Source organism: Gracilimonas sp. (assembly GCF_040218225.1).
Lineage (GTDB): Bacteria > Bacteroidota > Rhodothermia > Balneolales > Balneolaceae > Gracilimonas.
This window is the reverse complement of record NZ_JAVJQO010000008.1, coordinates 669,412-684,194: the sequence shown is the minus strand read 5'-3', so window position 1 is coordinate 684,194 and position 14,783 is coordinate 669,412. Positions and strand designations below refer to the sequence as shown.

Genomic DNA, 14,783 nt, shown 5'->3' with positions numbered 1-14,783 from the left:
TTAAGGAATTCTTATTGTCGAGGTTTTTTGTACTGGTTCAATTTGGATTAAATCACTACTTGATATGTCACTACGTTCTGATTTGACAGTAACCTCTATTCGATAATTGCCAGGTGCAAGATCTGATATATCGAAGGAGTCTTTAAGTTTCAAATCAAAATAAATGGAAGTAAAGTTTATGTTCTCTCTTACAACCCGGTTGTTTGAGTCATACATTTTTACGCCAATACTGCCTATGAAGGGTGAGTTTCCTGTTCTTTCTAAGCCATAAAAAACATCAATCTGGCCATTATTTTGTTCAGTAGTAATATCTTTTATGTTTATGTCAGTAGAAACCGTCCCATTTTTATAAAAAATACCTGTTATTTGCTGAATTCTTAATCCAATATTTGCAGATATACCCTGATTACTTTGATCTTCTATAGCTGTTGATCGCGGTGTAGCAGTTGTTCTTATTCTAGCCCAGTACGTACCATTTTCAATATCGCTGGGTGGATTAATTCTTAGCCTTACAGTTTGCCTTTGGTTAGGAGCTAAAGTGAGATTTTGGGGAAACGCACGTATCCACTCTACAATAGAATACTTTTCAGCTGTAACAGAATCGTCATAAACAAGATATCTGTTCCCATTTTCATCTGCTTCACTGTAACCAAATAAGAAATCTATAGATATTTCATAAGGTTCACTGGAATTATTTATGATTAAATAGCTACCAAACTTATTCCTTGAATCGATAAACAGATTTGTAGGGGCAATAGTTATTTGGGCCATCAATTCGGCAGATATAACAATTGACAGCACTAAAAAAACAGAGGTAGTGGCTATGTGCTTGAATAAGTTTTTCATAAACTTTTTTTTACTTAGTGGCTTTCTCAATTTAGCATTTAATAGATAAAATAATTAAATCTTTTACACTAAGTTTTTTTCAGGTTATTTCTACGTCGTGGACCGTTATAAAAAAAGCCATGAAGAAAACTTCATGGCTTGAAAAGTTTGATTATCTAAGTCTTAAAGATACTCTACAGTTAGTGTAATTTGAGCATCAGTATATGTTCCAGCACTTGCACCAGTTGCATCTACAGAACCACCGATATAAATATAAAGGTTATCTGTCTCAGTATTTGTTGCGATGTTACCACCAGTTGCATCAGATCCAAGTGTAGGATTAGAATTATTTGGAGCAGCACTTGCACTGAAACTATACTTAACGGTAGAAGATTCTGTAAAAGAAGGTGCAGATCCTCCAGTAAAGTCAGTGTAAGAAAGACCGGCTACAATAGTATTACTTTGAGCGTAGCTGGTAATTTCGAAATAACCTGCAGATGAAGAGTCGGCACTAATTGTTTTAGTATCGCCAGATGCTAAAGTACCAAAAGCAAGATCCTGGTGAGTACCAAAAGCAATAGCATCAACTACAGTAGCAGTAGCATTAATGTTTTGCTGAGCATAAGTGCCTGTTGAAAAAACAGCCGCTATCGCGAATACTGATAAAAGAGTTTTTAAAGTTTTCATAATCGTGAGATTGAGTTTTGTGTTTGTTTAATTTCTGAAAGAAAATTATTGATCTTCTGAAAGCCTTCCTAGTTAGATACTCTTAATTAAAACGTCCTAACTTTTTGAGCTGAAACCATGTAATCATTGTCCTAGATGATAATTTTACGGTACAAAAATAAGTAAGCACACTCAGATTTATATTTAGATTTCTTTAATGTTCAGATCTGAATAACTATACGAAAAGATTAGGAATGCAGATTTAATCGTAATCTACACTTGCATTGCTGTTTAATACCGGTAGAAACGTGAACATTCTCTATGAATCGGATTGAGATTCTAATCAATACTCATTTTCTAGCTTTTCCCATCAATAATGGAATAGTGACCTTTTTTGTGGTTAATGCTTGTAAGGGGCAGGAGAAAATCTGGGTTTCGAACCATGATTTAATTGATTAGTGGATAGTAAGGATGGATTTGGGGTAATCAAGGAAATCCGGTAATCCTATCCATTAAGGTTCAAATGGGATGGTGAATTCGCTGCTAATCTTTGTGCAGCAGCGCCCTTTGTAACTTTAGCATGATTTGTCAGCCAATGATGGGATGTATTAAAGTAAACAGGCGAGTCGTGAACGGCATCGTATTGTTGGTGTATAGGAGAAAGGCAGGTTGCTTCAAGCTGATAAGGTAGTACTATACATTAAGTCCGAGGTATCTCGCAATAAATTAATCGTAATCTACACTTAAGACTACTTCACCGGTATAAACACCATTGGGAATATTTCCTACTTCAATCGCTCCATATACATAGATGTACATTTGTTTCCAGATGTCGTTGCGGTTTTCCAGCTGGGTGTTATCGTGGATCGAGATAAATCCGCTATTTGCAGTAAGTGGGGCAGAATTAATAGCATTATTATTTCCGGTGTTATTATAAGACATGTTTAGTTGAAGAGGGATTTCGTCACTAATTGCCGGGTTTTCATTTCTGAGTACCTCAGGATACTGCAAATTGAGGTATACATTTTGAGTATGAAAAGCCCGAATGCTAAATACCCCCATATTTACATCACCCAACTGAATCTCAGTTCTTCCGGAATTGGTTACTAAGGTTCCAAAATCTAAATCCTGCTCAACAGTTGCACTTAATTCAGGTTCAATCTTAAGTTGAAGATTAATAAACTGGGCTTTTGTGATAGGGGATAGGCTAATAACTAGCAGCAGTATGTAAACAAATCGTTTAGTCATAAGAAATGGTAATTGTAATATTACCTGAATAGCTGCCGGCGTCTATATTTCCAACATTCAGAGAACCATATACATAGATATATGCGGTTTCATTATACAGAGCTGGATTATAGCCTTCATAAACCGGAGTAGGGGGCGGGCCGGGTGGGCGATTACCCCGTGCTTCAATTGGAAACTGGGCACTTGCTACATTTGAAGCAACCTGCATAAGAACTGCTTGATTAGTATCATTATTACCACGATTCGCATAGGCTGCCTGAATAGTAAAAGGGATACAATTTGAGTTGGTACCATTGCAAGCAATATCATCATCAAGATATAAATAGTTATCTGCTGTTATGTCAACGATCACATCCAGGTATTTTACCCCTTCAATAATTAAAACTTTTGAGTCAATCAGGTCGATACTTTTTAGCCCTTCATTTTGTACGACCATCCCAAAGCTCAAATCTTCCGCTGGATTTAATTCAGACAGCGAAACGGCGTATTTGCTACTGAAATCTCCAAAATTAATTTCCTGAGCAGAAAGGGTTATCCAATTGGTTAAACAAAGGATGCCAAATATCACCATGTACATAGAACGCCTAAAACCCTTCTTTTTGAAAGGCTTGAAATCCAATGTTTTTCTATGTGATCTAGGGATCATATGTAGTCTATTTCAATAGTAAAGTCACCTTCATAATTACCGGGTGCAGCATTTTCAAGATTCACTCTACCACCTACCCAGATGTAATATCGGCCTTCACTATTAAATTGTATGTTTCTGTTGTCAAGTTCTAGCAGTTCCGAGGTGGACTGGTTCTCCTCGGGATTACCTGAGATTTCATAAGTGAAAGTAAGAGTAGCATTGCCATCAATTTGAGTTAGTTCTCTTTCAGGTAAATAATTGAGACGGAACTCGGCATCCGGAGTCCCAACAGCAATCATAAACCCGGCATTAAGACTGTTGATCGGATTTACATAAATTTCTCGTTGGCCAGGGTTTGCATTTCCAAAGCGCATAGAGTTTACCGTAATCAGCTCAATGGACTGTATGATTTCTGCACTTACATTTACCTGTGCGGATATACCATTATTATCCTGAGCTGCTATGAAAGGAGATGACACCAATAGAAAGATTGCTAAAAGAAAATATCTCATCGAATGTTTAATTGACTAACCTTAAAGTACAAGGGTAAATTTCTCGGTTAAGTCAGAGTAAAGCCAGTTAATATATTTTAATTAGAGCATCATAACTGGCAGGCTAAACTCTGATCTGATAACAAAGAGCAGACCACTCAATGAAAATACGAAAAGAATGATAAACCGGATTTTAGATCAAAGCTGAAAACCGGAAGGTAAAAAACTAACTACCAGGCAAAAGCATCAAAATAGAGAGGCTGTAATTCAATCTCTCTGCTTCTGAGTGAAACTTTGCGAGGAAGTCTTTCTTTCTTCTTGCTATCAGGGGATACAATCTCAAAATTATATTGTAGTTCTTGATTTGAGTATCGTGAAGAAAAGCGCACTTCCGCTGTGTAAATGCTATCCACTGGATTAGTATCATAAAGACGTACAGGTCTTGTGCTTATAGGACTGAAGCTACCGGTAACCTGAACATAATCCTGACCGGGGATGAAAGTACTATCCTCGAGCATGGGCTTGAGATTGATTTGGAAAGTAACCTTGTGCTGTGCGTACACTGCGATAGTGGAGGTTAATATCAGGGTAGCGGTTACAAATAGTAATTTCTTCATTTTATGAACTTCGTATATAATGTGTTAAATGTTACTTATGAGTCAATTTTGATAACAGGCTTATCTCTCCAGTATACCAATGAGAAGATACTTTCTCTTGGAAAAGAAGGAGGGATTGTTTGCTGAAGTCGGGTGTCATATATATAATTTTTGGTATAGCCCGTTGCAACATTGTTGCCACTAAAAGTACCTACCGGGCCCCTGTTTTTCTGGATAATTCCACCAAGAAGATTTAGGGTTCCTCGTGGGCTTCCACCTCCCCAATTTTCAACTTCAAAAGAAGTTCCGAGTGCCATAATGGAAGCATGGATAGTTAAATGGTAGCTTCCTTCATCATCATGAGCATCTTCGTCAATCATTACGTCTCCTTCACTTACCAACCCTAATAAATCGGTTGAAGTAGAATCAACCAATGGGTTTGTGTCGTATCGGATATCACCCATGATATTTATTTTAGTGGATGAATGCAGGGTAACTCTTCCTTTCACATCTCCCTTTACATTTGCTCTTCCATCAATACTTATAACTACTCCGCCATCAGGGTTTTCATAGTTTGAAAGTTTATAGTGGTCATAGCATAAAAGAATATCATTACAATCTTCATCTTTTACTTTTACATAGCCATCACCTAACAAATCCTCATAGAATTCAACATCACTATGTTCGTCAAAGGTAAGGGTAGCCTCACTTTTCAGAAGGTTAATTTGTTCCGTTCCTGGTAATTCTTTGTCTTTGGTAAGATTGAAATTGGTTCCGCCATTAAAATTAGGTGAATCACTACCATGACGTTCATCCGGGTCACTACTATCTTCATCTCCGGTATATCCAATCCAGTCATTAGGGCTGGAAACAAAACCATTAAAAGTAGGAGAGCCAGACATACTAAATGTTCCATTTGTGTGAACCGGTCCGGTAACCTGGTCATTATTCCACCACCAAATTTTCACATTATCATTTGGTGGAGAGAAAGTTTCTGAGTCTGTGAAGTACGAATATCTTGAAAAAGAATCTCTTTGCATTAAAACTTCTATCTCTGACCGATAACCTCCATATGTTCCAAAACTGGTAAGCAGCACCCGGAACTCATCATCAGGATCAGGTTGACTCATATATAAAGTGCCAGTTGCGCCACTTTCGGTAGACATTGAGATTTCATCAGACCATTCCATATCTACCAGTAAATTCTGGATTGCATTGTCAATAAGACTTGAAGCTACGTTTTTGGCTTGCTGTTCATTAAAGTGAATGGCGGTGCGCTGAGGCAGAACTTCAGTACGATTGGTGTTAGCCATTTGGATAATGCCCGAAATGATAACTAAACCACTAACAAGAAATAGCATTGCTCTTCCCATAATACTCTCCTTTTAATTCCAGGGGTGATTCATAATGTTGGGGATAAATTCTCTGGTCCATGCGGTTCGGTGATATATATATACCCCTTGTGGACTAATACGAATAGGTTCTTCTGATTCGATCATGATCTCAACTCTTATCTTTATTTCTCTTTGAGATAAAAGTGAAGCTGGATTGGCAACCTCATCCCAATCTCCGCTAACAATATTTTTTCGAAAGTAAACCAGTTCAAAATGAGTAACCAGGAAACGGGAGGTTCCATTTTTGTCTTCGCGGTACAAATAAAAGTCATTCGGGTTCGTGGTGGATGTTGCCAGATTAGAAGAGTTGGCGTAAAGTGTTACTAATTCACCAGAAGTATCATTACCTCCGTCAACACAAGCAGGGGAGGTTCTGAATTCAATTTCATCATCCTCGCTTACTTGTATAGGGTCATTATTAAAAACATCATCTGAATAACCTAAGCCATTGAAGTCACAGGAAAGCAACTGTACCAAGTTGTCTCTTTTTTCCTGATTGATAGTAGATATGGTGGTCTCCTGGCTGGTTGTATTTAAGCTGATATTAAATGCAAGAATCGAAATCAGCATAAAACCTCCAATAACATAACTTGTAACAATACCTATATTCATGGCCGTTAGCTGTTAAATGTTAAGGTTCTGATGAGTTTTTGAGTTACTGTAATCGGAGGGTCCAGAGAATTATTCTGAACGGTAATAGTAATTTCATAACAACGCTGCGTGGTAGAATCCAATAAGTCACAATCATCGCTTTCTTCAGCTTTCCTGTAAATGGTGAATGTTTCTGAATACTCCTCGTCTACACCATATTTAAAGGTACGCTGTATAGGATTGTCATCATATAAATATTGACTGTTGGATGATTTGAAAGGATCCTGACTTTTATATCTGGCCTGTACCCAGCGGATAGCGTCAATTTCTTCCTGAGCAGCCGAAATGGCTCTATATTCCAATTCAGACCTTACCATGGTATCTATGGTTACCTGAAAACTTCGGGATGTGTTCATTGTAAGCAATGAAAAAACTACCATTGCAGCACCGAGGTAAATAATATCTGAATAGTCAGTCATAGCTTTTGAAGTTTAGAGTTGTTACACAGTAATGATTTATCTTAACATGATTTGTTACAAAATTTCCTCTATAACCTTGAGTAAAGTAAATCAACATATAATTTCGACCTTATTCGATTAGATATTTTAAATAATATCTCTAATCATTAAATGACCATCATTCGCACCTTCTAATTCGACACACAAATTAATATTAAAAAATTCTAATATTAATATACTGTTTTAAAAGATCAAATCATCGTCTTATTGATACTACGGAAAAGAAGCACCCGTAGATGTTAGCTTATTTATTTAATCAGCACCATTTTATTAGTCAGAACTTTTTGGTTCGTTAGGATACGATATAAATAAACCCCGCTCGCTAGTCTGCCCGCCTGGAAAGGGATGTTATAGTTTCCTGCCGGAAGTGTCTCAGAAACCAGGGTTTGAACTTTTCTTCCCAGAATGTCAAAAACTTCAAGTGTCACATCCGACTCTTCAGTTAGTCCAAATGGAATAGTGGTAGTTGGATTAAACGGGTTCGGATAGTTTTGATATAAGTAAACTTCTTCAGGGATATTAGCCTCAATTTCCTCAGTGGTAATTCTCAAGAGGAATCTTGCGGAAGATTTGTTTTTCTTCAGGGAAGGAGCCCCGTTTGTAGGCTGAGCCTGCTTTAGTTTTTTCTTTGAATTGTAGCTGAAAACATAATTTTCCTGCTCTCTGAGATTAATTTCCTGTCCGGTCTCATGGTCAAACAAGATTAATAACCATTCCTCAGGTACATTTCTAAGTCCGGGCCAGCTAAGGGTGTAACTACCAGCTGCAACTTGTCCATTAATGTAAGACTCGAAATGCAGGGGAACATTTTGGCGGTGGCTGAAATTGGCTGGTCGGTTATTGATCACAAGCTCTGTACCATTACTCAGCGTTGAATAAAATTCAATGTGTGAATCTGAGAAGGGTAGAAGCCGCAATGCATCCTGATCGTCTTTACCTTCTGTACCATTCTGGCTTAGCATAACATGGGTTACTTTTGCCAACCCATTCCCAGTTGCTTTGAGCTCCAAAACAGGAGGTGAACTTTCAAACTCTTGCAGCTGTGCCGGAACTTCTTTGCGGAGGAAGTTACCCCCCGTGGTTTTGGCTGCATTTTTAACTTTCAGTTCGGGACTTGAGGCATTGGCTTTTACCCAAAATCCCTGGAAGGCCGGGATGATACCACTACCCAGAGAGCCTGTTGACCCATTCCAGGTAAGGAATTCTCCATTTCCACTATTGGCAGCCGGATCCCAAATATAAATGGTTGATTCAATATTTGTCTTCGTCCAGTTTGCGGCATTATTCCAGTTAATAGATGCTCCAAACGGATTCCCTACAAAGTTCCATCCAGAATCGGCTTCAGGGGTATAAGTAACACCAAAATCTACTTCAGTTGCACCAGACCCAAATTCCTGTCCGGCTACATCCAGGGTATCCGGAAGCGGATCATTATACAGAGGGTCAGCTGGAATGCTTCCGAAAAAGTAAACCCAGTAACCTCTTCCGGCCACCAGAGAGTTTGTACTATTTGAAGGGGCTCTTAATCGGTCGTTATCAGTGGCTGGTAAGCCTTCTTCATTAATATCATAATCTTCAAGATACCACATTACGTTAGGCTGAAGAGTATCACCGGGATCTGAGCCTGTACTGTACGTTGCACCCGTATAACCCTGGGTAAGGGTGCCGTCAAGGAAGTCACCGACGGTTGAGTTTACCGGCGATGCCAGCATTCTCCAGCCTCTGACTCCTGAAATTTTTCTCTGGAACCGCAGAACACCTGTTCCATATGCTTGTGTATTGGCGATCAGGTTTAGGCCGCTTGGTACGAGTAATTCGCCATCGGTCATAGTGAGAATACCAGTTACAGTGAAATTGTTTGTGATTTCTACTGTTCCGGGATTGTCAACCTCAACGTTTACAAAAGAATGTGGACTTTGAATAGTTTGGTCGCTGCTTCCATTAAATATGATATTACCTAGGGTGAAATTCGGAATATTCAGATCACCACCAATGGTAAGAGAGTCATTATTACTTCCCAGTAGTTCCCCGTTTCCGGTAACATCACCTGAGACGATAAAGTTAACACCACCTGATATGTTGAGTTCAGCGCTAGCCTCGATGGAAAGGGCAGCAATTTCTGTATCGGTTACATTAACAACAGGAAACTCATTACCAACAGCAGGACTCGCAGGAATCAGTACAACTGAGGCTGCATTCGGTACAGAACCAACGTTCCAGTTGTCAGGATCAAAATAATTGGAGGCATCAGCAACAGAACCGAGCTGACTTTCCCAGATATGACTGAAGGAGGCAAACTCTACCAGGGCATTATCACTGATACTATTTCCATTCAAAGTACCGGTTATCGTTGCAACAACTGTTCCCGTGGAGGATGTAAGCGTGGCCGAATAGGTGCCATTCGAATTATCAGTAACACTGCCAATTGAACCCTCATCAGTGTTTAATACTACGGTAGCACCTCCGCTTGTAACGTTATTTCCAAAAGCATCTTTGGCTTGAACCGTAATCGTAGAAGTGCTGGCTCCATCATTTAGAATTACAGTGGGAGAAGCAGAGATAGTGGTTTCGGACTCATCAGCTGCGCCCGCTGATACAGCAAATGAATTACTTACCCCGGTTTCGGAGCCTGAGGAATTGGTTGCCGTAATTGTACAATTACCGACACTGGTAATGTTAACAGTAAGGGAGGACAGAACTCCTAAACTGAAACTGGATGTAGTACCTTGTCCTAACCCCATATCACAAGAAGAAGTTACAACCGTGGTTCCCGAAAAAGTAGTTACAGTTGTCCCAGAACCATCAATGGCAGTAATTTTTATGTTGAAATTTTGTCCGGCTATTTTTGGGCTGATATTTCCGGAAGGCACGCGTTCAACTTTAAATCCTGTAAGTACGCCGGCATTTACAATACTGAAGTTTGAACTTACGGCATTATCAAGGCCAGAACTTGTAGCTGTGAGTTGTTTTGTGCCTACATCATCAATTTCGAGATCTGAAAAATCAGCTATTCCCAAAGAGTTTGTCAAACGACTGGTGGTCCCCGATAATGATCCCGTTCCGGAAGTTAAAGCCATGTTAACCGATACTCCTGCTTGCTTCACACTATTCCCGAACTGGTCGGTAAGTTGTACACGAACGGCTGGTGTGATAGCCGTATTTACATTTGTAGATGATGGCTGCTGAGTAATTACAAGGCTGTCCAAAGCACCTGCAACCATAGATAGCGAACCATAATTAGTTCCTCCACCAAGTCCTGTAGTACCCGTATTGGTGATGTTGCCTGTATTGGGTAATGCTCCGGTGGTAGGGCGAATTTGAAGTCCGCTAATATCAATCTCACCCGGATTTGAAGTTGAAGCAGTATTAACCGTAAAAGTAACTTGAGAAGAAGTAATACTCGTATATGAAACAGCAAGAGTTGTTGTACCTCCGTAAACCGCTGAAGTAGATACGGATGGAGTTGCTCCTGTATTCCATTCAAAACCAGTTGGTGCATTGAGTACAAAAGTTCCGCTTGCGGATAGTTCTCCGGCAAAACCTTCTTTGATAATAGGCCCCGTGAGGGAGGTGTAGGAGGTATTTGCGTCATCAGCAGAAATATTTTCACCGTTTTCTGCCGCCGTAATTTTTCGGATTGAAAGCGTGTATTTCTCTGAGAGGTAATCTTCTACATTTTCCCGCTCGGATGGTGTGAGAAGCCGGCCATAATAAATAAACTCTGCGATCTCACCATCCCAGCTTTGGTTGTTGGTATCGGGATCATCTTTCCCCCCTTTACCTAAAATTGCTGTGGTAGCATTGCTAATAGTACCTGTTGGAGGCGGGCCAATCGAACTGGGGTTATTCAGAATACCATCTATAAAAATATCATAGGTATTGCCACTTTGCCACTGATAGCTGATAATCTGCCCATTAGTTGTCTGGATATCAGTAAAACTCTCAATTTGGTTGTCGGGATCATCTCCCAGTATCCCTGCCTTTACTACATTGGTAAAGGCACCGCCGGTATTAGCTCCGGCTGCATCATAACGAATGGTTAATGTCTTATCTTGAGAAACGGGTGTTTCTGCAATAAACAATCCACGGTCAGTATTGGTCTGATCTGATTTCAAAACCAAAAAGATGGTAAACTCGGTTGATCCATTGATATAATTCTCTCCATCAGTATCAGCAAAGTGATCCCCGTTACCGGCAAAGTTAATAGAGGGCTGATTATTAAGCAGGCTTGAACTGCTTACAAATGTAGGCCGGGTTCCGGCATCTGCGGTTCCGGTATAATCATTTCCATTTCCACTTTGATCCTGCCAGGTCACAACTTCACTGCCGCTGGTTACAATTCCGGCATCTGCGCGCAGCCAAACTTCCAATCCGTTAATAGCTTCTACCGCATTCACTTCAATTGTGCGTTTCACTGTGTCACTGGCTAGTGCTCCGTCGTGAGCTACAAAACTGATTTCTCGTTCGGGTCCGGTAGGTATGGTGGCAAAGTTTTTGTATTCAACGGTTCTCAGGGCTGTCTGATAATCACTTAAAGAAGTAGTTCCTTCCAGTTTTAATCGTCCTGTTTGATCATCGAAATCCCCGGTAATTCCAAAAATCTCCGAATATAAAAGGGAATCTTCGGCGGGTTTGAAATTTTGAGTAATCAACACGAAGGCACTGTCGAGTTGAGTGTCATCCGGGTCAGATACTTGTAGGGTAGACGTTATTTGAATAGCTGCATTATCATAATTCAGAGCCGAGGATTCGATACCGGAAAGCACCGGCGCTGAGTTAGCAGCTACCACATCTAAATCTCTGGATTCGGTATTGCTGTTACTCGCTCCATCATTAACGGTAAATGAAATAGTCCGGGTAATCTCAACCGGATCAGCACTCAGGTTTTCGTAAGTTACAGCCTCAAGTGCCGTCTGATAATCAGCCAGGGATGCAGAACCAGTCAGGGTCAAAATGCCCGTTGTAGAGTTCCAGCTTCCGGTAATTCCAAGCTGATTCGGAAAGCCAAGTTCGTCTTCCCCAAGCGTATAATTATTTGTGATGGCAATGGTGGCACTTTCCATATTGGTGTCATCTGCATCTGAAATAGCCACCGTAAATGCGGCACTACCATTTACAGCCCCGCTTCCTTCATTGTATGTTAAAGCAGGTCCTGAAATACCGGAAAGAGAAGGAGTACTATTTACAGCAATTACATTTATATCACGGGAGGCCGTGTTGCTTACATCATCCCAATCTTCCACTTCAAAATCGATGGTTCTTAATGCTGTGGATGGATTGACGGTGTTCGTATTTTCGTAAGTAACCGAACGAAGAACAGTTTGATAGTTAGCTGGTGAATCAGTTCCTGAAAGTGTTAGTTCACCCGTTGTTGAATTATAGCTTCCGCCAATATTTCCGACAGGAGTGAAATCCAGAACGTCTTCGGAGGTCTCAAAATTTGAAGAAATGGTTACGGTGGCTCCCTCAAGAATAGTATTATCACTATCTGAAACAGTTAGTGAGGAGGAGACAGAAGTTGGTGAATCACCTTCTGTATAATCAAGGTCTGTCATTTCAATTGAAGCCAGGACAGGAGGTTCATTACACCATTTATCGCAGAGGTAGTCGTACACACTGGCCATCTGTCCGCCATTAAGGGCTGTATTCCAGGATAAAAACTCGCCGATGTATCCGTTAAAATTGTTATTGCCTGCTGGGTTGTTTGCTGTTGTCACCGGGTCGCGGGTTCCGTTTTCTTCACCAATGATGGCACCGCCACTATGAGCTTGCTGAACATCAGTATTGGACAAAGTAATGGCAGTACCACCGTTTATGCTTGCTGACCAGGTACGATTGACTAGCGCACCGGCTGTCGCATCATGGCTCGCAATCAATATATAACTCTCATTGGGTTGGACTACTCCTAAATCAATTGATTTGTATTGATTCCCGACGCCCCATTCGTTGTTATTCCATACGAAAGCGTACGCATTACCATCTTTAATACTAATCTGGTACCCCCGGGTACCACCACCTTGTTCGTAAATTACCTGTAACCCTGTAACTGATGCCCCGGTTCTGAAAACAACGGCAAAAGATTTTTCTGTATAACTAGCTGTATTTAAAATAGCGTTGTTTGGCGGATCAAGGTTATCATCGGTTCCATCCCAAAGAATTCCACCCCGTTCACCAAAATAGTTTGAATTGAATAGTGGACGTTGGGCAGCAGTTCCATTTATTGCTGAAAGATCAGTTCCGGAACCCACAGCATTATCTGAACGGTCTCCCCAGGAAGCGACAGAGGTACCATCTCCAGGCTGATTCCCCAGATTTAAATCACCATTTACATCCTGTGCATCAAAATGAAAAACGGGATTGGCTAAATCAGTCGATAGGTCAGTCAGGGTAGTGATTATATTGAGATCTCTTGTGAGGGTGTTGCTGTCGTTTGACCCATCATTGACGGTTACTGATATTGTTCTGGTGCTTTGGTCAGGGGTAGAACCGTTGGTATTCTCATAGGTAACATCCCTTAAAGCAGCTTGGTATTGTGCTAAGGTAGCCGTCCCGGAAAGTGATAGAATACCTGTTCCCGAATTCCAGCTGCCTGTTATTCCATTCTGGTCAGTGAAGTCGAGTACATCCTCAGAAGCATTATAATTTCCGGTGATTTCGATTTCAGCACTTGAGAGATTAGAAGTAAATGGATGGTCAACAGTAATAGCTGAAGTAATAAAAACCTCAGAACCCCCGGCAAAAAAGTTCTGTGGAGAAGATTCAATATCGGCAAGAACAGGCGGATCAGGTATCTCAGAGATAAAACTTCCCGGCGCATTTTGGTTGCTGTATTCCGTAGCAATCCAGTCGGCCGAGCGTGCAACATTCGAAATCCGAACTTCATCCATCATCCCGTCAAACTGAAAATCTCCGCTTGAAAGGGTGAGGTTGTCTCCATTTGGGGTGAAGTTGAACGCGGTTCCGTTAGTTACATCCTGCGCTCCATCAATATAAATAGTACGGCCATTGGTACTGCTGTTTGTGAAAGTGACATAATAATCTTGTCCGTCATTCAAGGCGCTACCATCAAAGGCAGTTCCGTCATCGTTAACGGTGATATTATTAAAGTAATAAACGGCATAAGAACTGTTGTAAGCACCTTTGGTTACCAAGTCGGGGCCTACAGAATTAAGATTGGAACCATTCATCCAGAATGAAATAGTAATATCTCCGGTAATCTCAATGGAAGGGTCATCTGGAATGGTAATTATGTCATTTCCGCTCCCGGCATTGAAATCACGCCCGTCACCAATTATTCCTGGAATTACAGAAGTTCCACTCGTAGAACCATTATTTCCATTAGAAGTTGCGTCACTCAGGTCACTATCCAGGTGCAGAACCATTTGATAACCGGAATTCCAGGTGGTATTTACAGATTGATCGGTAGTTTGGCTGGAATTTCCATAGTAAACGAAGAATTCGGTATCAGACGTGGCATTAAGGGTAGGGAAGCGAACCCAAAATAAGATTTCACCGGTTGAGGCATTGTATGATTCCAGCTCATGATCAAGAACGGTAGAACCATCTGCAGAAGTGAATACAATATCATATCCATTGGGGCTTTCAACACCCCCACCATTACCCGTGGTTCTGAAATCATTTTCTGTGAGTGAGATAAGTACAGGAAAATCAGTCAAATTTGTAGAGCCTGAAACCTGGGCATTATCAACAGCAAATTTTTTACGGAAGGTATACCCCGGAACTTGCGCGGAAATAGTTTCCACACTTATGAGTGCAATCAGCAGGGTCAATAGTCCGATATGTGTGCTTTGGGTGATTTTCACACT

At 40.7% G+C, this 14,783-nt stretch carries 10 protein-coding genes; all 10 read right to left on the bottom strand.

Annotated features, from left to right (window positions below):
• Positions 1-846, bottom strand: coding sequence for a fimbrial biogenesis chaperone (locus tag RIB15_RS14355; protein WP_350202860.1), 846 nt, complete (start codon positions 844-846; stop codon positions 1-3).
• A 162-nt stretch (positions 847-1,008) separates the two neighbouring features.
• Positions 1,009-1,512 (bottom strand): hypothetical protein, encoded by a 504-nt coding sequence (locus RIB15_RS14350; protein WP_350202859.1) that lies wholly within the window; start codon positions 1,510-1,512, stop codon positions 1,009-1,011.
• Between the two features lie 705 nt (positions 1,513-2,217).
• Positions 2,218-2,739 (bottom strand): hypothetical protein, encoded by a 522-nt coding sequence (locus tag RIB15_RS14345; RefSeq protein ID WP_350202858.1) that lies wholly within the window; start codon positions 2,737-2,739, stop codon positions 2,218-2,220.
• Positions 2,732-3,316 carry a hypothetical protein gene (locus RIB15_RS14340; protein WP_350202857.1) on the bottom strand — a complete coding sequence of 195 codons (585 nt, stop codon included), beginning with the start codon at positions 3,314-3,316 and terminating at the stop codon, positions 2,732-2,734. The genes RIB15_RS14345 and RIB15_RS14340 overlap by 8 nt, the downstream gene beginning before the upstream one ends.
• A 65-nt stretch (positions 3,317-3,381) precedes the next feature.
• A complete protein-coding gene (locus RIB15_RS14335; RefSeq protein WP_350202856.1) occupies positions 3,382-3,846 on the bottom strand; it encodes a hypothetical protein in 465 nt (154 codons plus the stop codon).
• 242 nt (positions 3,847-4,088) lie between these two features.
• Positions 4,089-4,475, bottom strand: coding sequence for a hypothetical protein (locus tag RIB15_RS14330; protein ID WP_350202855.1), 387 nt, complete (start codon positions 4,473-4,475; stop codon positions 4,089-4,091).
• A gap of 35 nt (positions 4,476-4,510) precedes the next feature.
• A complete protein-coding gene (locus tag RIB15_RS14325; RefSeq protein WP_350202854.1) occupies positions 4,511-5,827 on the bottom strand; it encodes a DUF4900 domain-containing protein in 1,317 nt (438 codons plus the stop codon).
• A gap of 12 nt (positions 5,828-5,839) precedes the next feature.
• Positions 5,840-6,460 (bottom strand): hypothetical protein, encoded by a 621-nt coding sequence (locus tag RIB15_RS14320; protein ID WP_350202853.1) that lies wholly within the window; start codon positions 6,458-6,460, stop codon positions 5,840-5,842.
• Between the two features lie 5 nt (positions 6,461-6,465).
• Entirely contained in the window at positions 6,466-6,918 is a 453-nt protein-coding gene (locus RIB15_RS14315) for a hypothetical protein (RefSeq protein WP_350202852.1), read from the bottom strand.
• Between the two features lie 287 nt (positions 6,919-7,205).
• Entirely contained in the window at positions 7,206-14,780 is a 7,575-nt protein-coding gene (locus tag RIB15_RS14310) for a DUF2341 domain-containing protein (RefSeq protein WP_350202851.1), read from the bottom strand.
• Positions 14,781-14,783: the final 3 nt, after the last annotated feature.